General features: G+C 71.2%; 23 protein-coding genes. 17 read left to right on the forward strand and 6 right to left on the reverse strand.

Annotated elements, in window-relative coordinates; all coding sequences use genetic code 11:
- Positions 1-16: 16 nt before the first annotated feature.
- The 9 genes from AC5WRT_RS33680 to AC5WRT_RS33720 all read left to right on the forward strand — a co-directional run bounded on the left by AC5WRT_RS33680 (position 17) and on the right by AC5WRT_RS33720 (position 7,723).
- Positions 17-661 (forward strand): HAD family hydrolase, encoded by a 645-nt coding sequence (locus AC5WRT_RS33680; RefSeq protein ID WP_496100890.1) that lies wholly within the window; start codon positions 17-19, stop codon positions 659-661.
- Positions 662-754: 93 nt separating this feature from the next.
- Positions 755-1,492, forward strand: a complete 738-nt coding sequence (locus tag AC5WRT_RS33685) for a VC0807 family protein (protein ID WP_496100886.1) — start codon at positions 755-757, stop codon at positions 1,490-1,492.
- Between the two features lie 81 nt (positions 1,493-1,573).
- Positions 1,574-2,785, forward strand: a complete 1,212-nt coding sequence (locus tag AC5WRT_RS33690) for an MFS transporter (protein WP_496097950.1) — start codon at positions 1,574-1,576, stop codon at positions 2,783-2,785.
- Positions 2,736-3,908 carry an acetoin utilization protein AcuC gene (locus tag AC5WRT_RS33695; RefSeq protein ID WP_496097951.1) on the forward strand — a complete coding sequence of 391 codons (1,173 nt, stop codon included), beginning with the start codon at positions 2,736-2,738 and terminating at the stop codon, positions 3,906-3,908. Before AC5WRT_RS33690 ends, AC5WRT_RS33695 begins: the two co-directional genes overlap by 50 nt.
- 84 nt (positions 3,909-3,992) lie before the next feature.
- The gene (locus tag AC5WRT_RS33700) at positions 3,993-4,808 is read left to right on the forward strand and encodes a phosphatase (RefSeq protein WP_496097952.1); all 816 of its coding nucleotides are present in this window, start codon (positions 3,993-3,995) and stop codon (positions 4,806-4,808) included.
- A 129-nt stretch (positions 4,809-4,937) separates the two neighbouring features.
- Positions 4,938-5,150, forward strand: a complete 213-nt coding sequence (locus AC5WRT_RS33705) for a helix-turn-helix domain-containing protein (RefSeq protein WP_121791081.1) — start codon at positions 4,938-4,940, stop codon at positions 5,148-5,150.
- 145 nt (positions 5,151-5,295) lie between these two features.
- Positions 5,296-5,394, forward strand: a complete 99-nt coding sequence (locus AC5WRT_RS33710) for a 30S ribosomal protein bS22 (protein ID WP_003948845.1) — start codon at positions 5,296-5,298, stop codon at positions 5,392-5,394.
- Between the two features lie 188 nt (positions 5,395-5,582).
- Positions 5,583-6,644, forward strand: coding sequence for an NAD-dependent epimerase/dehydratase family protein (locus tag AC5WRT_RS33715; protein WP_496097953.1), 1,062 nt, complete (start codon positions 5,583-5,585; stop codon positions 6,642-6,644).
- Between the two features lie 14 nt (positions 6,645-6,658).
- On the forward strand, positions 6,659-7,723 hold the full coding sequence (locus AC5WRT_RS33720) for a lysophospholipid acyltransferase family protein (RefSeq protein ID WP_496097954.1): 1,065 nt from the start codon (positions 6,659-6,661) through the stop codon (positions 7,721-7,723).
- 78 nt (positions 7,724-7,801) lie between these two features.
- On the opposite strand, the gene AC5WRT_RS33725 is transcribed toward AC5WRT_RS33720, so the two are convergent.
- The 3 genes from AC5WRT_RS33725 to AC5WRT_RS33735 all read right to left on the reverse strand — a co-directional run bounded on the left by AC5WRT_RS33725 (position 7,802) and on the right by AC5WRT_RS33735 (position 11,261).
- Positions 7,802-9,028, reverse strand: a complete 1,227-nt coding sequence (locus tag AC5WRT_RS33725; protein WP_496100887.1) for a DUF5667 domain-containing protein — start codon at positions 9,026-9,028, stop codon at positions 7,802-7,804.
- A gap of 236 nt (positions 9,029-9,264) precedes the next feature.
- Positions 9,265-10,041 carry an ECF subfamily RNA polymerase sigma factor, BldN family gene (locus AC5WRT_RS33730; RefSeq protein WP_496097956.1) on the reverse strand — a complete coding sequence of 259 codons (777 nt, stop codon included), beginning with the start codon at positions 10,039-10,041 and terminating at the stop codon, positions 9,265-9,267.
- 302 nt (positions 10,042-10,343) lie between these two features.
- Complete coding sequence (locus tag AC5WRT_RS33735; protein ID WP_496097957.1) at positions 10,344-11,261, reverse strand: HAD family hydrolase; 918 nt, start codon at positions 11,259-11,261, stop codon at positions 10,344-10,346.
- 118 nt (positions 11,262-11,379) lie between these two features.
- On the opposite strand from AC5WRT_RS33735, the gene AC5WRT_RS33740 reads away from it, so the two are divergent.
- From AC5WRT_RS33740 to AC5WRT_RS33760, 5 genes are all read left to right on the forward strand, one after another.
- A complete protein-coding gene (locus AC5WRT_RS33740) occupies positions 11,380-11,670 on the forward strand; it encodes a glutaredoxin family protein (protein WP_496100888.1) in 291 nt (96 codons plus the stop codon).
- Between the two features lie 280 nt (positions 11,671-11,950).
- Complete coding sequence (locus AC5WRT_RS33745) at positions 11,951-12,715, forward strand: redox-sensing transcriptional repressor Rex (protein ID WP_496100889.1); 765 nt, start codon at positions 11,951-11,953, stop codon at positions 12,713-12,715.
- Positions 12,712-14,385, forward strand: a complete 1,674-nt coding sequence (locus tag AC5WRT_RS33750; protein ID WP_496097960.1) for a glutamyl-tRNA reductase — start codon at positions 12,712-12,714, stop codon at positions 14,383-14,385. Before AC5WRT_RS33745 ends, AC5WRT_RS33750 begins: the two co-directional genes overlap by 4 nt.
- Positions 14,382-15,377: a hydroxymethylbilane synthase gene (gene hemC, locus AC5WRT_RS33755; protein ID WP_496097961.1), complete on the forward strand. Its 996-nt coding sequence runs from the start codon at positions 14,382-14,384 to the stop codon at positions 15,375-15,377. Before AC5WRT_RS33750 ends, hemC begins: the two co-directional genes overlap by 4 nt.
- Positions 15,374-17,086 carry a bifunctional uroporphyrinogen-III C-methyltransferase/uroporphyrinogen-III synthase gene (locus tag AC5WRT_RS33760; RefSeq protein ID WP_496097962.1) on the forward strand — a complete coding sequence of 571 codons (1,713 nt, stop codon included), beginning with the start codon at positions 15,374-15,376 and terminating at the stop codon, positions 17,084-17,086. The genes hemC and AC5WRT_RS33760 overlap by 4 nt, the downstream gene beginning before the upstream one ends.
- A 516-nt stretch (positions 17,087-17,602) precedes the next feature.
- Here the strand turns inward: AC5WRT_RS33760 and AC5WRT_RS33765 are convergent.
- A complete protein-coding gene (locus tag AC5WRT_RS33765) occupies positions 17,603-18,595 on the reverse strand; it encodes a phospholipase D-like domain-containing protein (protein WP_496097963.1) in 993 nt (330 codons plus the stop codon).
- A 230-nt stretch (positions 18,596-18,825) separates the two neighbouring features.
- On the opposite strand from AC5WRT_RS33765, the gene hemB reads away from it, so the two are divergent.
- Both hemB and AC5WRT_RS33775 read left to right on the forward strand, forming a co-directional pair.
- Entirely contained in the window at positions 18,826-19,818 is a 993-nt protein-coding gene (gene hemB / locus AC5WRT_RS33770) for a porphobilinogen synthase (RefSeq protein ID WP_496097964.1), read from the forward strand.
- A 282-nt stretch (positions 19,819-20,100) separates the two neighbouring features.
- Positions 20,101-21,312, forward strand: coding sequence for an aminotransferase-like domain-containing protein (locus tag AC5WRT_RS33775; RefSeq protein ID WP_496097965.1), 1,212 nt, complete (start codon positions 20,101-20,103; stop codon positions 21,310-21,312).
- Between the two features lie 13 nt (positions 21,313-21,325).
- On the opposite strand, the gene AC5WRT_RS33780 is transcribed toward AC5WRT_RS33775, so the two are convergent.
- On the reverse strand, positions 21,326-22,144 hold the full coding sequence (locus AC5WRT_RS33780) for a DUF4253 domain-containing protein (RefSeq protein WP_496097966.1): 819 nt from the start codon (positions 22,142-22,144) through the stop codon (positions 21,326-21,328).
- A gap of 142 nt (positions 22,145-22,286) precedes the next feature.
- Here AC5WRT_RS33780 and AC5WRT_RS33785 point away from each other — a divergent pair, with 142 nt between their 5' ends.
- Positions 22,287-23,483, forward strand: a complete 1,197-nt coding sequence (locus AC5WRT_RS33785) for a hypothetical protein (protein WP_496097967.1) — start codon at positions 22,287-22,289, stop codon at positions 23,481-23,483.
- Here AC5WRT_RS33785 and AC5WRT_RS33790 read toward each other — a convergent pair.
- Positions 23,471-25,087 carry a hypothetical protein gene (locus tag AC5WRT_RS33790; RefSeq protein WP_496097968.1) on the reverse strand — a complete coding sequence of 539 codons (1,617 nt, stop codon included), beginning with the start codon at positions 25,085-25,087 and terminating at the stop codon, positions 23,471-23,473. The two genes, AC5WRT_RS33785 and AC5WRT_RS33790, sit on opposite strands and share 13 nt — an antisense overlap.
- Between the last annotated feature and the right edge of the window lie 74 nt (positions 25,088-25,161).

Below are 25,161 nucleotides of genomic sequence, written 5' to 3' on the forward strand. Positions count from 1 at the left end.
GTTTATGCTCGCGGGTATGCGCTATGACCTGGTCATCTTCGACAACGACGGGGTGCTCGTCGACAGCGAGCCCATGTCCAATCGGCATCTGGCCGCGTATCTGACCGAGCTGGGGCACCCGACGTCGTACGAGGACTCCGTCCGCGACTACATGGGCTCGGCGATGCACCGGATCCACGAGCTCGTGCTGGAGCGGACCGGTCAACGGCTGCCGGACGACTTCGACGACGTCTTCCACGCCCGCGTATTCGCGGCGTTCGAGCGGGAGCTGCAGGCCGTGGCCGGCGCAGCGGGCGTCCTGGAGAAGCTCGCCGCGGACGGGGTGCCGTACTGCGTGGCCTCGTCGGGAAGTCATGCGCGGATCCGGGTCGGACACCGCACGACCGGGCTCGACCGGTGGTTCCCGGACGAGCGCATCTTCAGTTCCGAGGACGTGGGGAGGGGGAAGCCGGCGCCCGATCTCTTCCTGTACGCCGCGCAGCGGATGGGAGCGGCGCCGGAGCGGTGCCTGGTCGTGGAGGACTCTCCGCTGGGCGTGCAGGCGGCCGTGGCGGCCGGGATGACCGTCTACGGGTTCACCGCGATGACGCCGGCGGCGAAGCTTGCTGATGCCGATCAACTCTTCTCCTCCATGGGAGAGTTGGCTGACCTGCTGGTTTGACGGAAGCCATCGCCCGGTGCCTGACAATTGTCATGCGGACGTCCGGACGATCGTTTCTACAGGCGGACCCCCCGCGGGGGCGAAGCTTGGGGCATGACGAAGAACACGGGGGCCCAGGGCCGGAGCGAGCAGCAGGACCAGAAGCCGAGCGTGTGGCACAACTTCCGGCCGCTGATGCTGGACGTGGCGGTGCCGCTCGGGTCGTACTACCTCCTCAAGGACGCCTTCGGGCTGAGCACCTTCACGGCGCTCGCCTGGAGCAGTGTGGTACCGGCCGTGCGGACCGTGTGGGGCGTGGTGAAGGAGCGGCGGGTCAACGGCCTGGCCGGGCTCATCCTGGTCGTCAACGTCGTCTCGCTGCTGCTGAGTTTCGCCTCCGGCGACCCGCGGCTGATGCTCGCCAAGGACAGCGCGGTCAGCAGCACCATCGGCATCGGCATGCTGGTGTCCGTGTGGCTGGGCAAGCCGATGATGACCGCCGGCATGAAGCCGTTCCTGGTGAAGGGCGACCCGGTCAGGGAGGCGGCCTGGGAGCGGCTGCTCTCCGGGCAGTCGGTGCGGTCCGCGGCCTTCCGGCACAAGGAGAGGGTCTTCTCCGCCGTCTGGGGTGGGGCGCTTCTCCTGGAGTGCGTCAGCAGGGTCCTGGGTGCGTACACCATCCCCGTGAACACGATGGTGTGGCTCGGCACCCTCTTTCTGATCGGTTTCATGGCGGTCGCGTTCGTCATCAGCGGGGGCCTGGCCGTCGAGCCGATGGGGAAGATGCTGACCGCGGAAATCGAGGCCGATGCCAAGGACGCGCACCCGGCCGGGGTGGCCGTCGCCGCCTGACCGGACGCAAAGCAAAGCTGAAGAAAATTCATCTTTGGCTGGATCTACCCACAGGTAGCCCGGGGCCCTACGCTCGCCGCCATGACTGATGTGCTGCGGCGCGGCAGGGCCTCGCTGGCGTTCGGCTTCTTCGCGCAGGGCGCCACCTTCGCCCTCCTGGTGACGCGCATCCCGGCCATCCAGGACCGGTACGACGTCTCCGACGCGTTGCTGCCGGTCTTCCTGGCCGCGGTACCGATCCTCGCCGGCGCCGGCAGTGTGACCACCGAGCAGCTGGTGAAGCGGATACGCCCCAGCCGGCTGCTGCGCTGGTCCCAGCCGCTCGTGCTGCTGGCGCTGCTCGGTGCCGGAGCGGGCGGGAACATCGCGGAGCTGGCGGTGGCGCTGGGCGCGTTCGGGCTGGCCGTGGGTGCACTGGACGCCTCCATGAACATGCTCGGGGTGAGTCTCCAGCGGTCGTACGGGCGCAGCATCATGCTCAGCTTCCACGCCGCGTACAGCCTGGGCGGGATCCTGGGCGCCTCGCTGGCCTGGGCCGGAGCGCACTGGCATCTCGCGCTGTGGGTGTCGTACCTGCCGGTGGTGGCCGTTCTGCTGCCGGCGGCGCTCGTGGGCAGCCGGTGGTACGTCGACGGGGATCCGGCGCCCCTGGAGGAGCAGGGCGGCACGGCGGGAGGCGTCGTCTTCAAGGTGCTGCTGCCGCTGTGTCTGGTGATGACCTTCGCCTACATCGGTGACTCGACCGTGTCCAACTGGAGCGCGAAGTACCTGAAGGACGTGCTGGGCAGCTCGGAGCAGCTGGCGACCGTGCCGTACAACGTGTACATGGTGACCACGCTGGTCGGGCGGGCCCTCGGGGACTTCGGGGTACGGCGGTTCGGAGCGGTGGCGGTCGTACGGCTCGGCACGCTGGTGGCGGCCGGCGGGTTCGCTGTGGTGGCCTCGGCGCCCGGGGCGTGGGTGGGGATGCTCGGGTTCACGCTGTTGGGCCTGGGGCTGTGCGTGCTGGTGCCGCAGACGTTCGCGGCGGCGGGGCGGCTGTTTCCCGGGGCTTCCGATGCGGCGATCGCGCGGCTCAACATCTTCAATTACGTTGGTTTTCTGGTCGGTTCGCCGCTGGTGGGGGCGCTCGGGGACGCCTGGAGCTATCGGGGGGCCATGCTGGTGCCGATGGTGTTGGTACTGGTGACGTTGGTGTACGCCAGGTCGTTCGCCGCTCAACCGGACCGATACGGTGGCGGGCATGAGCGGCCGCGCACAGCTGATGTGGGACGAGGCAGTAACGGGCTATGACTTCGGCCCGGACCATCCGATGGATCCGGTCCGGCTGGCACTGACCCGCAAACTGGTGGATGCCTTCGGGCTCGACCGGGAGATCGAGGTCGTGGCGGCCAAGCCGGCCGGGGAGTCGACACTGCGGCTGGTCCACCGGGAGGACTACATCGACGCGGTGAGGGCCGCGTCGGCGGACCCGGCGGGAGCGGACGGGGCGTACGGGCTGGGTACGCTCGACGATCCGGCCTTCGCCGGGATGCACGAGGTGTCCGCGTTGATCGCCGGGCAGTCGGTGGGGGCGGCGGAGGCGGTGTGGCGCGGGGACGCCGATCACGCCGTGAACTTCGCGGGCGGTCTGCACCATGCGATGCCGGGTGGGGCATCGGGGTTCTGCGTCTACAACGACGCTTCGCTGGCCATCGCGCGGCTGCTGGAGCTGGGGGCCGAGCGGGTCGCGTACGTGGATGTCGACGTGCATCACGGGGACGGGGTGCAGGCGGCGTTCTGGGCGGATCCGCGGGTTGTGACGATCTCGCTGCACGAACATCCGCGGACGCTCTTCCCGCAGACCGGGTGGCCGGAGGAGACCGGGGCCGGGGCGGGGGAGGGGTCCGCGGTGAACGTGGCGCTGCCCGCGGGGACCGGGGACGCGGGGTGGGTGCGGGCGTTCCACGCGGTGGTGCCCGAGCTGCTCGCGGATTTCCAGCCGCAGGTGCTGGTGACGCAGCACGGGGCCGACACGCACTTCGAGGACCCGCTCGCGCATCTCGCCGTGTCGCTGGACGCGCAGCGGGCGGTGCAGGTGGCATGCCACGAGTTGGCGCACGAGTACGCCGGGGGCAGGTGGGTCGCGCTCGGCGGCGGCGGGTACGCGGTGGTCGACGTCGTGCCACGGTCCTGGACGCATCTGGTGGGGATCGCGGCGGGGAGACCGATCGCTCCGGAGACGGTGATCCCGCAGGGGTGGCGCCAAGAGGTCTTCGCCCGGACCCGGCAGTTGGGGCCGCAGCGGATGACCGACGGGCGGTGGCCGGTGAGTTGGGCGCCGTGGGAGGCGGGGTACGACCCTGCGGACCGGGTCGACCAGGCGGTACGGGCGACTCGCCGGGCGGTGTTCCCGCTGCGGGGCCTGCTGCCCTGAACGGCGGGGACTCCGTTACCCCAACCGTGCGCAAATCCCCCGTTCCCGGCTCGCTGTCGGCCGCCATGCGTCACCATCGCACCCATGGCGACCGGCGGAGCCCTGCGTGCGCATCTGCTGGCTGTTCGGCTTGCCGGGGAGGTGGGGACCTCTCGGGAGGACAGTCTGCGGAGTTATCGGCTGTTCGCTGCCCGGGACCCCCGGGTGCTGATCGGGATCGATCCCGAAGGGGCCTGGGGGCAGCGCGACTTGCTGGAGCTGATGGCGGAGAAGTGCGGGGTTTCGGCCGATCCCCGGCACACGTCGGGGCCGGACGTGATCGATCCGGAGCGTACGCTGGCGGCGCTGGACGCCTTCGCGGGGCGGATCGGTGAGGTCGCGAGGCGGGGCGCGCCCGTGTTGTTCGGGACCGGGCATCCGCGGCCGCTGCTCGGGTTCTACGCCGGCTTGGCGGACGCGCTCTCGGCGGCGGGATGTGAGGTGCTCACCCCCGCGCAGGGTCGCTGTGTCGACATATTGACCCGGTTCGGTCTACGTACGTGCGCCCTGGACTACGCACGGGGAGTCGGGCTGGTGCGGGAAACCGGCGGCGGGCGCCCCGGTTGTGAGCCGGGCGTGCACTGCCATTCACCGCTCCCGGTTCGGGTCGTGCTGGAGGCCGCCGCGGCGGGTGGGGGGCCGTTGCCCGAGCTGGTCGTCGGCGATCACGGTTGGGTCTGCGGTGCTGGTCAGCTGGGGTTCGAGGCCATCGGGCTCGCCGACACCGACGACCCGGCGCCGTTCGTGGGGGAGGTGGAGGGGCGTGTGTCCGTCGTCGTTCCGGTTGATGACGGCGTGCGATCCGAGTACTACGGACCGCTCACCCGGTACGTACTCAAACGAGCGTGTCTGTCACAGTAGGCCTGCGATGGGTGCACCTCTTCCCCACTTGCATCACCCGCCCCTACATTGGGGAGTGAGCACGCAGCGACGAAGAGTCACCGGAAGGGGAAGCCGGTGGCCGTCGAGTGCGGAAGGTTCAGGTGTGTCATGGCTGCAGCTGGCGAGAGGCCTCTGAACGAGGTTCAGTTCCTTACCGTGGCGGAGGTCGCCTCGGTGATGCGAGTGTCCAAGATGACCGTGTACCGCCTGGTGCACAGCGGTCATCTGCCCGCGATCCGGGTGGGGCGGTCCTTCCGTGTCCCGGAACAGGCGGTACACGAGTACCTCCGTGACAGCTATGTGGGGGTGGAGACGGCCTGACGGCAACTCCAGGGTGACCCCGGGGCGACCGGGGCACCCCCTCGATTACGACCTCGGCGCTCGGTTGGGTAGGCTAGCCCCTCGTAGGTCGTGTGGGCCCATGGCGCCCAAACAACCGAGTGATGAGAAGTGAGCGAGGGTAGTCGTGGGCTCTGTTATCAAGAAGCGGCGCAAGCGGATGGCCAAGAAGAAGCACCGCAAGCTGCTCAAGCGCACGCGCGTTCAGCGTCGCAACAAGAAGTAAGCGGCGTCGCGAGAGCGTGTCCCTGTGGCCCCCCATCCACGTCGGTGGGGGGCCACAGTCATATCCGGGGTACCCGGCGTGTTCCGATGAGTGAATTTCCGTCACTTCATGCATCGGGTGGTCATCACAGCGCAACATCCACCCGCTAGGTTGACCGTACGCATCACGTACGAGGGAAGGCGCTGATCTTGGGAAAGGTCGTGCTCGTCACCGGAGTGGCCCGGCAGCTGGGCGGCCGGTTCGTACGGCGGATCCAGCGGGATCCCGAGGTCGCCCGGGTGATCGCCGTGGACGCGGTGCCGCCGGCGCACCATCTGGGCGGGGCGGACTTCGTCCAGGCCGACATCCGGCAGCCGACGATCGCCCGGGTGCTGGCCGAGACGGGCGTGGACACGGTCGTCCACATGGATGTGACGGGAACGGCGCTGGGCAGCGGCAACCGCGCCACGGTCAAGGAGACCAACGTCATCGGCACCATGCAGCTGCTCGGCGCCTGCCAGAAGTCGCCGGCCGTGAAGCGGCTGGTGGTGAAGTCCAGCACCAACGTGTACGGCTCGGCGCCGCGTGATCCGGCCGTGTTCACGGAGACGACCCCACCGAAGTCGCTGCCGAGCGGCGGCTTCGCGAAGGACACCGTCGAGGTCGAGGGCTATGTGCGCGGGTTCGCCCGGCGGCGCCCGGACGTCGCCGTGTGCGTGCTGCGGTTCGCCAACATCCTCGGGCCGACCGCCGGCACCCCGCTCGCCTCCTACTTCTCGCTGCCCGTGCTGCCGACCGTGCTCGGCTACGATCCGCGGCTGCAGTTCGTCCACGAGGACGACGTCATCGAGGTGCTGAGGATCGCCTCCCACGAGCCGCGCCGGGGCACTCTCAACAGCGGCACGTTCAACATCGCGGGCGACGGTGTGCTGCTGCTCTCGCAGTGCTCGCGGCGGCTCGGGCGGCCGACGGTGCCACTGCTGCTGCCCGCGGTCACCTGGGCGGGTTCGCTGGTGCGTACGCTCGGTATGACGGACTTCTCGCCGGAACAGATCCGGCTGCTCACCCACGGACGGGTGGTGGACACGGTCCAGATGCGCGAGACGCTGGGCTTCACGCCCAGGTACACGACGGCGGAGACGTTCGCGGACTTCGCCCGCGGCCAGGGCCCCGGCCTGGTGCCGCCTCAGGCCCTCGCGGGGGCCGTCGACCGGATCGCCGCGCTCGCCGCGAAGGCAGGCGGCCACCCACAGACGCACAGCGCCAACTGAGGAGAGCGGCAACGATGGCGGACGCCAAGGTCATTCCGTTCGACGACGACCGGTCCCGTGGGAGCGCCGCACAGCGCCCGGTGCGGCGCCGGAGCGCGGGCAGCCGGCGCGGTGGCCTCACCGAGACCGGGGAGATGGGTGAGGTCCAGCCCCTGCCGGGCCGGGGCAGGGTGCAGGAGGATGGGCCTGTGAGCCGCGAGGAAGGTCCTGGGAAGCCGCAGGAGCACGACGGGCAGGGGGGTGGTCTGGAGCGGCGGGTGGCGGCCGGGCTGGCCTTTCTGCGGCGCCGGCTGACCGGGGACTACGACGTCGACGACTTCGGTTACGACGCGGAGCTGACCGACCAGGTCCTGATGTCGCTGCTGCGGCCGGTGTACGAGAAGTACTTCCGGGTCGACGTGAAGGGCATCGGGAACATCCCCGCCGACGGCGGGGCGCTCATCGTCGCCAACCACTCCGGGACGCTGCCGCTGGACGGGCTGATGATGCAGGTCGCCGTACACGACCGCCATCCGGCCGACCGTCATCTGCGGCTGCTGGCGGCCGACTTGGTGTTCGTGCTGCCGGTGGTCAACGAGCTGGCACGCAAGCTGGGGCACACTCTCGCCTGCGCGGAGGACGCCGAGCGGCTGCTGGCCCAGGGCGAGCTGGTCGGGGTGATGCCCGAGGGTTTCAAGGGCATCGGGAAGCCCTTCAGCGAGCGGTACAAGCTGCAGCGGTTCGGGCGGGGCGGCTTCGTGTCGACCGCGCTGCGGCAGGGGGTGCCGATCATTCCGTGCTCGATCGTGGGGGCGGAGGAGATCTACCCGATGATCGGCAACGCGAAGACGCTGGCGCGGGTGCTGGGCTTTCCGTACTTCCCGCTGACGCCGACGTTCCCGTGGCTGGGTCCGCTGGGTGCGATTCCGTTGCCGACGAAGTGGACGATCCAGTTCGGGGAGCCGATTCGGACGGACGGGTATCCGGCGGAGGCGGCCGAGGACCCGATGCTGATGTTCAACCTGACCGACCAGGTACGGGAGCAGATCCAGCACACGCTGTACAAGCTGCTGGTGCAACGGCGCTCGGTGTTCTTCTGACGCCCTCGAAGACCCGCGTGCGACGGCGGGGACACCCCGCTCGGGTGGGGTGCCCCCGCCGTCGTGGCCGTGCCGGCGTCAGTGGGCGTCCTCGCCCTCGATGCCCAGGCCCGGCAGGAGGCCGGGAAGGAGCGGGGGGAGGGTGACGTCAGGGGCGGTCGCCGAGGGTTTGGTGGTGGACGGGGCGCTGCTGCTCGTGCCGGTCTTCGGCGGCTCCAGCAAGCCTCCCGTGTCGCCGCCGAGCAGGCCGTCCCCGCTGCCGGTCGCCGCGTCGCTCGGGTCGCCGGTGCGCGCGTGCCGGCCGGAGGACGGGGTGGTGCCGGATGAGCTGGGCGCCGTCGACCGGTGGCTGCCGGAGCCGGGAGACGACGGGCCGGAGCCCGGCTGCTTGCCGCCGCCGCTCTGGGAGGGGGGCTGCGGCAGCAGGGACTGCAGCGGGGCGACCTCCTGGTCTATGGCGTCGAACACCGACGACACCTGCCTTTTGACGTCCCCGAGCTGCACCGGCAGCTTGTCGCTGAGCGCGCTCCAGGCCTCCCGGTGCGAGCGGGAGAACGTGGACAGCGCCTGGATCGGGCCCAGGGAGTCGGGGTCGGCCTCGTAGGCCTCGTGGAGCAGGCGGTGGCCCTCGGTGACGTCGTGCCGCATGCCGGAGAGCGTGCGGCGGATCTCGCCGATGGACTCGTGGTCGAGCTGGCCGCCGCGGCCGCGCTCGAGCAGCCGGCGGGCCTCGTTCAGCCGGGTGGAGGCCTGGTCGAGGTAGGTCTGACCGCGGGCGTCGTCGCCGTCGGTCAGATAGTTGAGCTTGAAGTCCTCGATGCCGCGCTTGAGGCCGTAGAGGGAGTCACCGGGCAGGGCGTTCGAACTGGCGGCGGCGACTCCGCCCAAGGCTCCCGCGGCCACGCCGACGCTGAGCCCGCCGACGGCGAGGCCCTTGGTCAGCCGGGAGCGCGGGCGGAGCTTGCCCAGCGGCCTCGCCCGGTGCGTGCCCCGGCTCCGGGAAGAGCGCTGTTCCGGTACCGACGCGTCCGCCGCCCCCGTGCCCTCCTGGAGCATGGCCTCCATCGCCGCCACCAGCTGGGCGCGCTGCACGACCTTGACCTCGGGGTCGAGGTGCGGCTTGGGCAGCGCGCCGAGGCCCGCGGCGAGGGCCAGCAGCTCGCCCTGCTCGGACTGTTCCTCGGCGGTCGGCGGAGAACCCGCCGGGCCTGCGGACTGCTCGGCCGCCGTGTCCCGGTCGGACTGCTCCTCCAGGGCCTGGGCGAAGGCGTTCGCCCGCCGGTGCGCCGATACGTTCGCGATCACTGGCGGCACCTCCTCTCGTCATGACGGTCGACTCCCCAGGGGATCCTGAGGGTTGCACGCCCGCGACCACTTGCACACGATCGAGCGATCAGGGTCGGCCGGACGTGACCACAGGGAGCCTGTATCCCGCACAACGACTGGCGCGGCACTTCGGTTACGGATGGCGGGCGCCCGGATCGAAATGGCAACTTGCTTTCACGGAACGTGAGTTGAACGTCGCTCAGGGTGGCGGACGGTCAGCGGGCGTCGTCCGGAAGGAGCCGGGCGAGGGTGCGCACGGCGCGGTACTGGAGGGTCTTGATGGCGCCCTCGTTCTTGCCCATGACACGAGCGGTCTCGGCGACCGAGAGGCCCTGGAGGAAGCGGAGGGTCACACACTCCTGCTGCTGCGGGTTGAGCCGGCGTACGGCGTCCAGCAGCGCGGCGTTCGACAGGGACTCGAGGACGGACTCCTCCGGGGAGCGCTCGACCTCGTTGGCGTCGAGCATCTCGCCGGTGGTTACCTCCAGGCGGAAGCGGCTGGACTTGAAGTGGTCGGCGACCAGGTTACGGGCGATGGTCACCAGCCACGCCCCGAAGTCGCGGCCCTGCCATGTGAAGGTGCCGATCCGGCGCAGGGCGCGCAGAAAGGTCTCGCTCGTCAGGTCCTCGGCGGTGGCCCGGCCGCCGACGCGGTAGTAGATGTACCGGTACACGGTGTCGCTGTACTGGTCGTACAGCCGGCCGAAGGCCTCGGCCTCGCCGGCCTGCGCGCGCTCGACCAGGTCCATCATCCGGGCGCTGTCACTGTCGGCGGCCGGGCGGCGAGCGGTGGCGGCGCCGGCCGAGCGCCCGCGTCTGCCCACGGCGGCGCCGCCTTCGGCCAGTGCGTAGCACGGGCCGACGGGCGCGGCGGCGAAGGCGGGGACGGCGTACGCGGTGGGGACGAGGCCGCGCAGCGTCTCTTTGACCGTTGCGACGGTTGCGCGCAGCGTAGCCAGGCCCGAGGCGTCAACCCCGACGTGTGGGTACACGGGACTCCCAGAGGCAGAGCTTCCATCACGTGCAGTGCGGGACCGTTCACCCGTCGTGACGACGGAGGGGTACCGGTTTGCGTCTGAGGAGAATAACGCTTCGTGCAGGCACTGCTACACCGAGTTGCTCAAATCATCGATTGCGTCGCTTCTGTTACCGATTGACGCCTGATCAAGTGCCGCAGAGTGATCGGTTCTTGACCGATATTCGGCTGGTTTCGGCGAGGTACAGGCGTGTTGAAGTTGCCGCGGCATAATCCGTGCGCGGCACCGGGGCGGGGCGGAGCGCCGCTGCGGAGGTGTTACCGCCGGCGCCGGCTCAGGGCGATGGCGGCCGCAGTGCCACCGGCGACCGCGCCGACGCCCGCCGCCGCGGGGATCCCCACCTTCGCAGCCTTGCGCCCCGTGCGGTAGTCCCGCAGGCGCCAGTCCTTCTCGTGGGCGTGCTTGCGCAGCTTGGCGTCGGGGTTGATGGCGTAGGGGTGGCCGACGAGGGAGAGCATCGGGATGTCGTTGTGGCTGTCGCTGTAGGCGGCACAGCGCGAGAGGTCGAGGCCCTCGGCCGCGGCCAGGGCGCGCACCGCCTCCGCCTTCGCCGGCCCGTGCAGCGGCTCGCCCACCAGCCGGCCCGTGTAGACGCCGTCGACGGACTCCGCCACCGTTCCCAGCGCGCCGGTCAGTCCCAGGCGGCGGGCGATCACCTGGGCGATCTCCACCGGGGCCGCCGTGACCAGCCACACCTTCTGTCCGGCGTCCAGGTGAGCCTGGGCCAGGGCGCGGGTGCCGGGCCAGATGCGGTCGGCCATGTACTCGTCGTAGATCTCCTCGCCGATCGACTCCAGCTCGGCCACCCGGTGGCCCTTGACGATCGACAGCGCGGAGTCGCGGGCGTCCTGCATGTGCTCGGGGTCCTCGACGCCGGCCAGCCGGAACCAGGCCTGCTGCCAGGCGAACCTGGCGAGGTCGCGCGTCTCGAAGAACTTCCGCTTGTACAGGCCCCGGCCGAAGTGGAACAGCGCGGCGCCCTGCATCACGGTGTTGTCGAGGTCGAAGAAGGCGGCCGCCTTGTCGTCGCCGATCACCGGGAACTCCGGTTCCGCCTGCTTCGGCGGGGCCTCCTGCGAGGATTTGCGGGCAGCCTCGGCCGAGGCCTCGCCTGCCAACACGCTGCGCGCCGTGGCGGAGCGCCTACGGGGAGTGAGCCATCCGAGAGCGGCCATGGCGTGAGCATAGCCAGTCCGTTCCGTCGTTCCGTCGGTGGAGAGGTTGGGTGTGTGTGAACTCTCCGCGACCGAGCCGTTAAAGAGCCGATCCGAAGCGTGCGCGACGCGAGCGAGAATGGCCGGTATGAGTCCACTTTTCCGGCGCAAGGCCGACTCCGCCGACCCTCGTGACCGGCTCGTCACCCTGATCCGCAAGCCCGGCTGCCATCTGTGCGACGACGCGCAGGTGGTGATCGAGAAGGTGTGCGGGGAGCTCGGCGTGCCCTGGGAGCGGAAGGACATCACCGAGGACCGGGCGCTGCACGATCAGTACTGGGAGCAGATCCCGGTCGTCCTGATCGACGGTGAACAGCACACCTTCTGGCGCGTGAACGAGGAGCGACTGCGCCGGGCACTGACCGACTAGTCCGAAGAGGCGGGAAAGTCGCTTAGGATCGACGGCGGTGTGATCTCGGGGGCGGGATTCGTGAGGAGAGTGTGCGGTTTTGCCCCCAGTAACTAAGGGACACCGGTGCGTATGCGCCGGTTCCCGCCGAGGGCGCGAAAGGCGCGTGACCCCGGTCACTTCTGCCGGGCAAATCGGACACCATCTTTGTGCACGCGTTCACAAAGACATAGCCTGCTGTCCACGGGGCGGTCTGGGGACGTATGACCGCCTGCAGCCCCGCTCTACCCGCAGGAGCACCGTGGCAACTGGCCGAACACACCGACCGGCGACCCGCAGCCGAGGGATTCCCGAGGCCACCGTCGCCCGGCTTCCGCTGTACCTCCGAGCCCTGACCGCGCTGTCCGAGCGCTCGGTACCCACGGTCTCCTCCGAGGAGCTGGCCGCGGCGGCGGGGGTCAACTCCGCCAAGCTGCGCAAGGACTTCTCGTACCTGGGGTCGTACGGAACGCGCGGTGTCGGCTACGACGTGGAGTATCTCGTCTACCAGATCTCCCGTGAACTCGGTCTGACCCAGGACTGGCCGGTTGTCATCGTCGGTATCGGCAACCTCGGCGCCGCCCTCGCCGGCTACGGCGGTTTCGCCTCCCGTGGCTTCAGGGTCGCCGCGCTCATCGACGCCGACCCCGCCCTGACCGGCAAGCCGGTCGCGGGCATCCCCGTGCAGCACAGCGACGACCTCGAGAAGATCATCGAGGGCAACGGGGTCTCCATCGGTGTCATCGCCACCCCCGCCGGCGTCGCGCAGCAGGTCTGCGACCGGCTCGTGGCCGCCGGGGTCACCTCCATCCTGAACTTCGCGCCGACCGTGCTGTCCGTCCCTGACGGTGTCGACGTGCGCAAGGTCGACCTCTCGATCGAACTCCAGATCCTCGCCTTCCACGAGCAGCGCAAGGCCGGCGAGGAGACCGCGGCCGGTGACGTCGGCTCGCTGCCCGCCACCACCCGCGACGCCCCCACCGACCAGGGACCCGACGGGGACGTGCCCGCCGTGATGCCGGCATGAGTCTCCTCGTCGTCGGACTGAGCCACCGCAGCGCGCCGGTCAGCGTGCTCGAGCGGGCCGCGCTGGGCGCGGACGCCCAGATCAAGCTGGTGCAGGACACGGTCGCCGCCGAGCCGGCCACCGAGGCCGCGCTGCTCGCCACCTGCAACCGCATCGAGCTGTACGCCGACGTGGACAAGTTCCACGCCGGTGTCGCCGAGCTGTCCACGCTGCTCGCCCGGCACAGCGGGGTCGGCATCGAGGAGCTCAGCCCCTATCTCTACGTGCACTACGAGGACCGGGCCGTCCACCATCTGTTCTCGGTGGCCTGCGGTCTGGACTCCATGGTCGTCGGCGAGGGGCAGATCCTCGGCCAGATAAAGGACTCCCTGGCCACGGCGCAGGAGCTGCACAGCGCCGGCAAGCTGCTGAACGACCTGTTCCAGCAGGCACTCAGGGTCGGCAAGCGGGCTCACTCCGAGACGGGCATCGACCGCGCCGGCCAGTCACTGGTCACCTTCGGTCTGGAGCAGCTGGCCGCCGGCGGTGACGTTCCGGCCTGGGCGTCCGGCCGCAAGGCGCTGGTCATCGGCGCCGGATCGATGTCCTCGCTGGCCGCCGCCACGCTCGCGCGGACCGGGGTCGCCGAGGTCGTCGTCGCCAACCGCACCTTCGAGCGCGCGGAGCGGCTCGCGCGGATACTCACGGAGGCCGACGACAACGCGGTGACAGCCCGTGCGGTACGGATGGACGCCGTGCCGGACGAGCTGACACGTGCCGACGTCGTCGTCTCCTGTACCGGGGCGACGGGCCTGGTGCTCACGGCGGAGGCGGTCGCCCAGGCGGTCGAGGGCCGCACCGGGCAGCCTGCCGTCGCGAACACCACGGTGACCGCGAAGGCTGTGCTGCCGACCGCCACCGTCGGCGCCGACGAGAACTGCCCGCTGGACCTGGCCGCCGTACAGCCCGGCTTCTCCCTCATGGGCGAGGCCGCCGTCGCCGGCATGGACGCGGCCACCCTCGAGCAGCACGCGGCCTGGGTCGCCGGAGGCACGATCGACCGCTCGGGCCGCCGTGGCCCCGAGGCGGGCGCCGAGCTGATCGCCGCGCTCGCCGCGACCGCCGCCACGGTGGGCCGGATCCCCGAGCGGCGCAGGCCGGAACCGCCGGCCGAGCGCCCGGCGCCCTTCTTCTTCCTCCTCGACCTGGCCATGCCCCGCGACATCGACGCGGCAGTGCACCGGCTGGCCGGGGTGCGGCTGGTGGACATCGAGTCACTGGCGGAAGCCTCCGCCGACGCTCCGATGGCCGCCGACGTGGACCAGGTCCGGCGTATCGTTTCCGACGAGGTCGCGGCCTTCGGCGCGGCACAGCGGGCGGCGCACATCACGCCGACCGTGGTCGCGCTGCGCACCATGGCCGCCGACGTCGTCGCCGGTGAGATCGCGCGGCTCGACGGCCGCCTGCCCGACCTCGACGAACGCCAGCGCGGCGAGATCCGCCAGGCCGTGCACCGGGTCGTCGACAAGCTGCTGCACGCGCCGACCGTACGGGTCAAGCAGCTCGCGGCCGAGCCCGGCGGCGCCGGGTACGCGGACGCGCTGCGCACCCTGTTCGACCTCGACCCCGAGACGGTCGCCGCCGTCTCCCGGGCCGGGGACAGCACAGACAAGAAGGACCGACCGGCATGACTGAGAAGGCACTGAGGCTGGGAACCAGGCGCAGCAGGCTCGCCATGGCCCAGTCCGGTCAGGTGGCGGAGGCCGTCCGCCGGGTGACCGGGCAGCCCGTCGAGCTGGTCGAGATCACCACGTACGGCGATGTCTCCCGCCAGGCGCTCGCGCAGATCGGCGGCACCGGCGTGTTCGTCACGGCGCTGCGGGACGCGCTGCTGAGGGGCGAGGTCGACTTCGCGGTTCATTCGCTCAAGGACCTCCCGACCGCGCAGCCCGAGGAACTGGTCCTGGCCGCCGTACCGGAGCGCGAGGACCCCCGCGACGTGATCGTCGCCCGGGACGCGCTGAAATTCACGGACCTGCCGCGCGGGGCGCGCATCGGCACCGGTGCGCCGCGCCGCATGGCGCAGCTGAACGCGTACGCCCGCGTCCACGGCCTGGACATAGAGACGGTCCCGATACGTGGCAACGTCGACACCCGCATCCGGTATGTCCACGACGGCGAACTCGACGCGGTCGTGCTGGCCGCCGCCGGCCTGAACCGGATGGGCCGGATCGACGAGGTGACCGACTTCCTGTCGGTCGACACGGTTTTGCCCGCCCCCGGCCAGGGGGCCCTGGCGATCGAGTGTGCCGCGGGCAACGCGGACCTGATCGCGGCGCTCGGCGAGCTCGACGACCCGTTCACGCGGGCCGCCGTGACCGCCGAACGGTCACTGCTCGCCGCCCTGGAGGCCGGTTGCAGCGCCCCTGTGGGTGCGCTGGCCGACCTTCCCCCACTCTCGGCTCCGCTCGAGCGGGGGGACCCCCAGGCCGACGGGCAGATTGTCAAGGAAATGCGCCTGCGCGGCGTCGTCGGCACGACCGACGGCACCCGCATGGTGCAGCTGTCCACCACCGGTCCCGTGCCCCAGACGCACGACCAGGCGTGGGCACTCGGTCGCGAACTCGCCACCGAGATGCTCGCCCAGGGCGCGGCCGGTCTGATGGGGGAGCGAGCACAGTGAGCCCCACCGCCCTTCCTGCCGCCGGTCCGGAACACGGGCACGTCACCTTCCTCGGTGCCGGACCCGGAGATCCGGGACTGCTGACTCTGCGTGCCGTGGAGGCGCTGTCGCACGCGGACGTCCTGATCGCCGAGCACGAGGTGCTCGACGTGGTCCGGACGCACGCCCGACAGGGCGTCTCCGTGGTCCAGACGGACGCGGACCCCTCTTCGGTCTCGCCACCCGGCACGGGCACACCCCAGCTGACGGTCGTTGACGGGACGTCAACAACCGCCGCTGTCCCGGCTGCTGCCCGGGATGCCGCTCATCTTGTCATGGAGGCCGCGCGGGGTGGCAGGCGGGTCGTCCGTGCGGTGTCCGGGGACCCGGGACTGGATACGTACGCGGCCGAGGAAATGCTCGCCTGCGCCGCCGCCGGGGTGCCCTTCGAGGTGGTCCCGGGCGTCGCGACGGCCGTCGGTGTGCCCGCGTACGCCGGTGTGCCGCTGCGGGACGCCGAGGGCGCGGACGTCCGGTTCGTGGACGCCCGTACGGCCTCGGACCGCTGCTGGACCGAGGTCGGTACCTCCGACGGCACGGTGGTCGTCTCCACGACCCTGGACTCGGTGGCCGCGGCGGCGGGCGAACTGGTCTCGGCGGGCCGCAAGCCCGACACGCCCCTGACGGTCACCGTCGCCGGTACGACCACCCGCCAGCGCACCTGGACCGCGACCCTCGGCACGATCGCGCAGACCCTGAAGCAGGCGAAGGTCCTGCCGTCGCCGGACGGCGGCCGGCCGGTGATAGCCGTGGTCGGCGAGCGTTCCGCTGCCGCCCGGCGCGACCAGCTGTCGTGGTTCGAGTCCAAGCCGCTGTTCGGCTGGAAGGTGCTCGTGCCGCGCACGAAGGAGCAGGCGGCCTCGCTCTCCGACCAGCTGCGGTCCTACGGCGCGGTGCCGCACGAGGTCCCGACCATCGCGGTGGAGCCCCCGCGCACCCCGCAGCAGATGGAGCGCGCGGTCAAGGGCCTGGTCACCGGCCGCTACGAGTGGATCGCCTTCACGTCGGTCAACGCGGTGAAGGCGGTACGGGAGAAGTTCGAGGAGTACGGCCTTGACGCTCGGGCTTTTGCGGGTATCAAGGTGGCTGCGGTGGGCGAGCAGACGGCGAAGGCCCTCGTCGCCTTCGGCGTGAAGCCGGACCTGGTGCCGAGCGGCGAGCAGTCCGCGGCGGGCCTCCTGGAGGACTGGCCCCCGTACGACCCGGTCTTCGACCCCATCGACCGCGTCTTCCTGCCGCGCGCCGACATCGCCACCGAGACGTTGGTCGCCGGTCTGATCGAGCTGGGCTGGGAGGTCGACGACGTCACGGCCTACCGCACCGTCCGCGCCTCGCCGCCCCCGGCGGAGACCCGCGAGGCGATCAAGGGCGGCGGCTTCGACGCGGTCCTCTTCACGTCGTCGTCCACGGTCCGCAACCTGGTCGGCATCGCGGGCAAGCCGCACAACGTGACGGTGATCGCGTGTATTGGGCCCGCTACGGCGAAGACCGCCGAGGAGCACGGTCTGCGGGTCGATGTCATGGCCCCCGAGCCGTCGGTCCACAAGCTGGCGGAGGCGCTGGCCGACTTCGGCATGAAGCGCCGGGCTGCCGCGCTGGAGGCGGGCGACCCGGTGACCCGTCCGAGCGAGCGGCGGCCGGGGGCGCGCAGGCGGCGGTCCACGACGTGAGGCCGTGAGCTCGTCCTCTGATGCGCGGAAGCGGCCCGCACCCGTGAACTCGGGTGCGGGCTGCTTCCGGCTTCGCCGCCGCACTGCGCGGGCTGGAGACGCACGGTTCCCGGAGCGGGTTCGTGAACACACGGAGTCCGGGCGCCTGGTCACGCGTACGTACGCCCGCCACACCCCGGTCACGGGAGCGGCGGCCGCTGCGCCTCTTCGTGTGGCCGGGCGTTCCCCGGCCGTTCGCCGTACCGTCGACCGTCAGCCCGTGGCAGGCACGGACGGGCAGGCCGCGCCCGAGGAGGACGACCAGGCCCACGGCCGCCGCGCTGAAGGCGGCCGGTGCCGACGGTGCTCGGCCGCCACCTCGACATGGACTACGGCAACACGGCCGAGCACGTCGCGCGGGCGCGATTACGCCGCTTCTCCCGGGACGCCTGCCCGCTGCGCCTCCGGGGCCACTGCCGATCTGGGGCCAGGTGAGGCCGGGCGGGCGTCGTACGGCACCCGCCCGGCGTACGTCCGCTACGCCGCTGTGCCGCCCGCGTAGTCGCTGTCGAACGTCGTCTCGACCGTCGACGCCACCGGTTCGGCCACGCCCGTGCCGGTGAGGATGATGCCCAGCTCCCGGTTGTTGCTCAGGGAGTTGCTGCTGATGTTCATGGAGCCGGCCTCGACCTCCTGGGTGCTCAGGCCGTAGTCGGCGACCATGGCCTTGGCGTGGATGTAGAAGCCGTTGGGGTCGGAGTAGCCGACGACCGTGCCCCCGGCGGCCTTGACGGCGGAGACCTCACTGGCGTAGCCGGAGGGATCCTCCAGGACCACGCGGACCTTCACGCCGGCCTTTGCGCGGGCCACGATCGCGTTGACCACCGTGCTGTCGCTGAACTCCAGCTCCTCCACGTCCAGGCTCTTGGTGGCGGAGTCGATGAAGGACACCAGGCGGTTGCGGGAGTCGGTGGGGGACCAGAGCAGGTGGTCGCCGTCCGTCGGGGTGATCGATGTCGCCGTGTAGTCCGCGTTGAAGACCTTCTCGATGGCGGCCACGTCGCGCGTGTCGTCGGTGAAGACGCCGTAGTCGCGGCTGGTCGTGTAGTACTGCGAGGTCAGGTTCCCCGTCATGACCAGGGACTTGACGTCGTCGACCGTGATCGTCTTCTGGTGGGTGTAGACGTAGGCGGAGGAGGACCAGACCACGCCGATGCCCGCGTTCCTCAGGGAGGTGTAGGCGGAGCTGTTGGCGGTCCGGTGCTGGCGGTCGAGGATGACGCGGACCGTGACGCCCTTGTTCTTCAGGGCTATGAGGTCGTTGACGGCCGTGGTGTCCTCCAGCTCGTACATGGTCATGTCGAGCGTGCTGGTGGCCGAGTTGATGAAGTCGTAGATCGTGGGCTGGCTGCCGCTCCGGGAGAAGGCGAACGCCGAATAGCTCGCCGCGTTCGCGGGGACGGCGGTGGCGACGACGGCGGCGCCGGCGGTCAGGGCGATGGCCGCGCGGGTGAGGACCTTCCGCAGCATGCGTGACTCCTAGGTGAGCGCACGGGGAGGGGGTGGCGCGTGCATGACACCACGCGCGTAGAACGCTGGGGAGGCCGCGAGTTCCAGGGATGTCCAGGGGAGCGCAAAGACTTCGTATGCCGGTGCCGGTTTGCCCGTGAATGGGCCTGCTGCGGGCCGCCTATGGGCCGTCGCCCGGGCCGACACGGCGTCGGCAAAGGCGCCGGCCGGGCGGGCGTAGCGTAGAAGGCATGACGAAGTACGGATCCTTCCCCGGTGCGCGTCCCCGGCGGCTGCGCACATCGCCCGTCATGCGCCGCATGGTCGCCGAGACGCGACTGCACCCGGCCGACTTCATCCTCCCGGCGTTCATCCGGGAGGGCGTGAGCGAGCCCGTGCCGGTCGTCAGCATGCCCGGTGTCGTCCAGCACACCCGCGACAGCCTGAAGAAGGCCGCCCTGGAGGCCGTGCAGGCCGGGGTCTCCGGGATCATGCTGTTCGGCGTGCCGGAGGAGGCCAAGAAGGACGCGCAGGGCACGGCCGGCACGGACCCGGACGGGATCCTGCAGGTCGCGCTGCGCGACGTGCGCGCCGAGGTCGGCGACGACCTGCTCGTCATGTCCGACCTGTGCCTGGACGAGTTCACCGACCACGGGCACTGCGGGGTGCTGGACGCCGAGGGCCGGGTCGACAACGACGCGACCCTCGAGCGGTACGCCGAGATGGCCCAGGTGCAGGCCGACGCCGGCGCCCATGTCGTCGGGCCCAGCGGGATGATGGACGGCCAGATCGGCGTCGTCCGCGACGCGCTCGACCAGATCGGGCGCGAGGACGTGGCGATCCTCGCCTACACCGCCAAGTACTCGTCCGCCTTCTACGGCCCCTTCCGCGAGGCCGTCGCCTCCTCGCTCCAGGGCGACCGCAAGACCTACCAGCAGGACCCGGCCAACTGGCGCGAGGCCCTGCGGGAACTGGAGCTGGACCTGGCCGAGGGCGCGGACATGGTCATGGTCAAGCCGGCCGGGCCGTACCTCGACATCCTCGCCAGGGTCGCGGACGCCGTGGAGGTGCCCGTGGCCGCCTACCAGATCTCCGGCGAGTACTCGATGATCGAGGCCGCCGCCGAGAAGGGCTGGGTCGACCGCGACCGGGCGATCCTGGAGACCCTGACCGGCATCAAGCGGGCCGGGGCGCGGAACATCCTCACGTACTGGGCCACCGAGGTGGCGCAGAAGCTGCGCTGAGGCGGCGGGACGGGTCGTCCGGCGGATGCTGCGGGTCGGCCGAATCGGCTTTCACGGCACGGCGCGAGCCCGGACGAAGTGACTGGTTCGGCAGTTGCTCCGCGTGCGGCGGGAGTGGCTCCGCGGGGGCTGTCGGCACAGTCCGGGCGTCGCCGGGCGCGCTGATCGGCCGTCCGGATCGCGGAATTACCGGTGCAGGCGGCACCCAGTTCTCTAGCGTGGCGGCTCCCGGAGCCGAACGGTCTCAGCCGAACGGCCCCAGAAGCGAAGGAGAGCCGTGCCATGACCGCGACCGAGCCCGCTCCCGTGGAGCCGACCCACGCCCCCGTCCCGCCGCTCGCCGCGCGCGCCCGTGCCGTGGGCGGCTCACCGGTGCGGGACATCCTCGCGGTCACCGCACGCCCCGAAATGATCAACTTCGCGGGCGGCCTCCCGGCACCTGAGCTGTTCGACAAGGACGGCATAGCGGCCGCGTTCGGGGAGGTCCTGGTGCGGACCCCGGCGCAGGCGCTGCAGTACTCCACCACCGAGGGCGAGCCCACGCTCCGGGCCGCCCTGGCCGCGCGCGCCACGGCCCGTGGCCTGCCCACCGGCGCCGACGACCTCCTTGTCACCACCGGCTCCCAGCAGGCCCTGTCCCTCCTGGCGACCGCCCTGCTCGAACCCGGCGACACGGTCCTCGTCGAAAGCCCTTGTTACCTGGCCGCGCTTCAGGTCTTCGGTCTCTCCGGCGCGCGCCTCGTGCCCGTACCGGGCGACGCCGACGGCGTGGACCCGGCCGCCCTCGAAGAGGCGATCCGCCGCGAACGTCCCAAGCTGCTCTACCTGGTCCCCACCTTCCAGAACCCCACCGGCCGTACGATGCCCGTGCCGCGCCGCGCCGAGATCGCCGCCGTGGCCGCCCGTCAGGGGGTGTGGATCGTCGAGGACGACCCCTACGGCGAACTCCGCTACGACGGTGAGCCCGTCCCCTGGATCGCCTCCCTTTCGGGCGCCGAGGACCGAACCGTGCTCCTCGGCTCCCTCTCCAAGGTGATGGCCCCCGGCCTGCGCCTCGGATGGCTGCGCGCGCCCGCCGAACTGCTCCGGGCATGCGCGGTGGCCAAGCAGGCGGCGGACCTGCACACCCCGACGCTCAACCAGCTCGCTGCCGCCCGCTATCTGGACGTCCTGGACGCCCATGTGGAACGGGTACGGGCGGGGTACGGCGAACGCCGGGACGCCATGCTCGCCGGCCTGCCGGACGCCCTCCCGCCCGGCTCACAGTGGAGCAGGCCCGAGGGCGGCATGTTCCTCTGGGTGTGCCTGCCCGAGTCGTACGACACCCTCGCCCTGCTGCCCCGCGCGGTCGAGCAGAACGTGGCCTACGTCCCCGGCGCGCCCTTCTACGCCGGCACCCCCGACCCCTCCACCCTGCGCCTGTGCTTCGTCACCCAGACGCCGGAGGAGATCGCGGAGGGGCTGCGCAGGCTGCGGCGGGCCCTGCGGGCCTGACGAAGGTGGGGAGTCAGTCCCACCAGAAGGTCCAGACAGGCCGGCCGACCAGTCCCTTCGCATACGTGCGGACGGTGGTCTCCTCGCCCTGGAGCACGTTGTCCGGGCAGAACGCGAAGTGTTCCGCCGCCACCGCCTCGGCGTCCTCCTGGGTGGCCGGCGGAGCCGCGACGGAGACGACGAGGGTGTCCGGGCCGAGGGCCACCACCCGTATGCCGAAGCGGTCCTCCCAGGAACGCAGCACCGCGCAGATCCGGGCCACGTCGCTCTCGTAGTTCACCGCGCCGGTCCAGCCGATCGCCGCCGGGATGTCGGCGGACCGGCGCGCCGGGACCAGGGCGAGGTGCGCCTCCTCGATCGCCGCGCCCCGGCCGCCCTCGAGTCCGTCGGCGACCTGCGCGGCGCGGGTGTCCGGGTCCGCGGACAGTGAGCCGGCCGGTGCGAGGCCGGGCCAGGTGTCCCCGAACGGCTCGATCTCCTCGACGAGCTCGCCGTCCTCCGTCTCCTCCTCCCAGTACTCCGCCAGGACCTCCTCGGCGTCGTGATCCCCCGGATACGACGTCTCGCCGGGAAGCAGCACCCAGTCCTCCAGCCCGCCCCGGGACGCCGCCAGGTCTATCAGCACCGGCAGCAGGCCGGCCCGTGCCGCCGGTGCGCCCAGCGCCTTCCACGTGCCCGGTGCGGCCGGCTTCTCCGCGTGCCACAGCAGCGGTTCGTGCCAGGGGCCGTCGTACGCCAGGTCGACCAGCCGGCCGGGAGGGAGCCGCAGCCCCAGGGAACGACCGCTGGGGTCGGTGGCCAGCTCGGGCAGCGGATTGGGAAGAGTCGCCATACCCGTGACTGTAAAGGCCGCCACTGACAATGCGGTTGACCGGCCGCGCGCGAGGAACCCCCGGCCCCCGAACCGGCTCTTACCGGGTGGTGTTGTGATGGGTGGGGCACGGTGATCGGCGTGGCGGAAAGGACGGAGGAACGTGCGGATCGGGCGTTACCCGGTGCGGTGGCACATCGTGCTGCTCACCCTGTGGACCGTCGTCTGGTTCGCGGTGGCCGAACGTCACGCGGCCGTGTCCTGGCACTATCTGCGCCAGGGCGAGCAACTGCTCTTCGGCCAGGCCGACGGAGGCGGCCTCGCCCTCTACGCCAACCACCCCGAGCTGCAGATCGGCCCCGTCAGCTTCCTCGTCGCCGGACTCTTCGCCCCCTTCCCCGCCGATCTGGGTGAGAAACTGGCCGACGCGTTCATGTCCGGTCTCGGCCTGTACATGCTTGTGCTGGTCGGCCGCGCCGCAGCCGACCACTACCTCGGCACGGGCGTCAACCACAAACGCCTCCAGCAACGCGTCCTGATCGCCGGCGCCGCCTTCATCCCCATGTGGGTCGAGGTCGCGGTCCGCTTCGCCCACCTCGACGACGTCCTCGCCCTGTTCTTCACCACGCTCGCCGTCCGCGCACTGGTCCGGGGCAACGCCACGGCGGTCGGCGTCTTCCTGGCCCTGGCGGTCGACTCCAAACCCTGGGCGGTCGGCTTCCTGCCACTGCTGCTCGCCCTGCCGCGCCCGGCCCGCCCGCGCGCCGCGGCCTGGACGTTCGGCCTGGTGGCGCTGGCCTGGCTGCCCTTCTACCTGACCCACCTGGAAACCCTGCACGCGGCCCGCTTCACGATCCCCAACCAACAGGCGTCCTCGCTCCGCTGGTTCGGCGTGCACGACCCCCAGACCCCCTGGTGGGACCGCCCCGCCCAGATGGCCCTCGGCATGGGCCTGGGCGCCCTTGCGGTACGACGGGGCCGCTGGCCGGCGGTGGTGTTCCTGGCGGCCGACGCCCGCATCGTCCTCGACCCCAGCGTGTACACGTACTACAACGCCTCCGTCCTGCTGGGCACGCTGATCTGGGACTCCATCGGCCAGCGCCGCCTGGTCCCGTGGGTCAGCTGGATCGCGCTCATCTCCCTGTACGGCAGCGCCCTGCTGATCCCGTCGGACCCCACCCGGGGCTTCATCCGGCTGGCGTTCTGCCTGAGCTCGGCGGCGTACGTGCTCCTGTGGCCGCAGCGGAGGCCCCGCAGCAGACGCGGCCGGCACCAGGAGGAAGGCCGGGGCGGCCCGCCGGTACAACGCACCGGGCGGGCCGCCCCGGCCTGGCACCCCGTCGACACTCAGGGCCGTTGATGCCCGCCGTCGCAGTCGGAGAGCCGGAAGGAGGCGATGCGGGTGCGCCAGTTGTCGATGCCGTCGGACGGCAGGTACTCGTTGGTGTACCAGAACGTGCAGTCGTCCGTCGGGTCGATCGCCATGGAGGTGTAGTCGCCCCAGCGCCAGGGCTGCTCCGGCACGTCCCCCACCTGCGAGCCGGCGCCGGTCAGCACGGTCGTCTCGCGGAACGTCATCAGGCCCGACCGGTCGTGCGCCAGACGCCCGGTGACGCGGATCGAGGGATGGTTCCGGGAGGACGACTGCGAGTATCCCAGCGCGATGTCACCCACCCTGTTCTGGGCGACGGAACCCATCCACCGGTAGGTGGTGTCCGGAGCATAGGTGCTCTGCTGGTGGACGACCGGCCGGCCGTCGCGCAGCCGCAGCTCGTACCAGCGCACCCCCACGGCGCCGCGGGCGTCGACCGAGTGGTTGAACACCAGTGACTCGTGGTCGCCGAAGTTGCGGTAGGCGAGCCGGTACATGGGCCAGTAGGACAGCGAGTCCAGCTTCTGCGTGGTACCGGCCTGGGGAACGCACATGTCGGGAACGGTGTGCTCGCAGGCGGGGGTGAAGGGCGCGACCCTCAGGGTTCCCGGGCCGGTCACGGAGGTGCGGGCCTGGTTCCTCCAGTCGACGTGGAACCGGTAGTAGCGCAGGGACCGGCCGTTGTCGCCCATGGTGACCAGCAGGTTGGGCTCCCCGCGCGGCGGCGGATTCGTGCCGTCGAGATCGGAGCCGAGGAGGACGGGGATCGCCGGCACCAGGTAGCACTGTTGGCTCGCGTCCTCACCGCGCAGCATCCTGCTCCGGTCCCAGGCGCACACCTCCTTCCTGTGCGGACCGCCGGAGTTGATGGTCACGTAGTAGGCGTCCGGCCACACCGCGAGCTTCTCGTAGTCGGGGTCCTCCCGGTACTCGAAGGCGTAGCGGTGATAGGAGCCGGTGGCGTCGGACGTGGTGGAGACGCCCACGCACAGGAGGTTGTCATTCGCGGAGAACTGGGTGAAGACCCAGCGGCGGGCAAGGGTGTCCCACCGGACGACGGGGTCCACGTTGAACCCGGTCTCGCACGGTCCGCCGAAGCCCTTCCACAGGGTGTCGGTCGGGATCGGTCCGAGCAGCGCGGTGCCGGTCCTGGAGTACACCGCGAGTTCGACGTTGGTGACCTCCATGATCTGGCTGGATCCCACCGAGGCGTTCGGGTCCGGCGGAACGGTGCCGCTCGCCGGAACCCCCTCGAAATTGCTGCGCAGCGGGATCTGCGGCCGGCGGCCCTGGTGGCGCTGCACCACCGGATCCGGGGCCTGTCCGGGGAGCGCCGGATGCTGCGGCTCTCCGGGGGGCACGGGGTGCGGCGCGGTCGGGGGCCCGGGCGTCTGCGCCAGCGTGCGCAGCGGTGGTGAGGTGTCATGGTGCAGCGCGGGGCCGGAGTCCGGGGAGCGGACCGGCCGCGCATGCGTGGACCGGCTGAGAGCCGCGCCGGCGGCGGGCGTGGGGGACAAGGCGGGAAGGACGGCCAGCGCCGCGCCCAACGCGGCGACGGCCGAGAGCGAACGCGGGCGACGGAAGACTCGCACAAAGCCTCCAAAGCGATGCGCCCGCCCACGACGGCGGACGCGGTTCCCCGTGCCGCAGTCACACCGGCATGTGT

This window comes from Streptomyces sp. NTD91, from assembly GCF_059510455.1.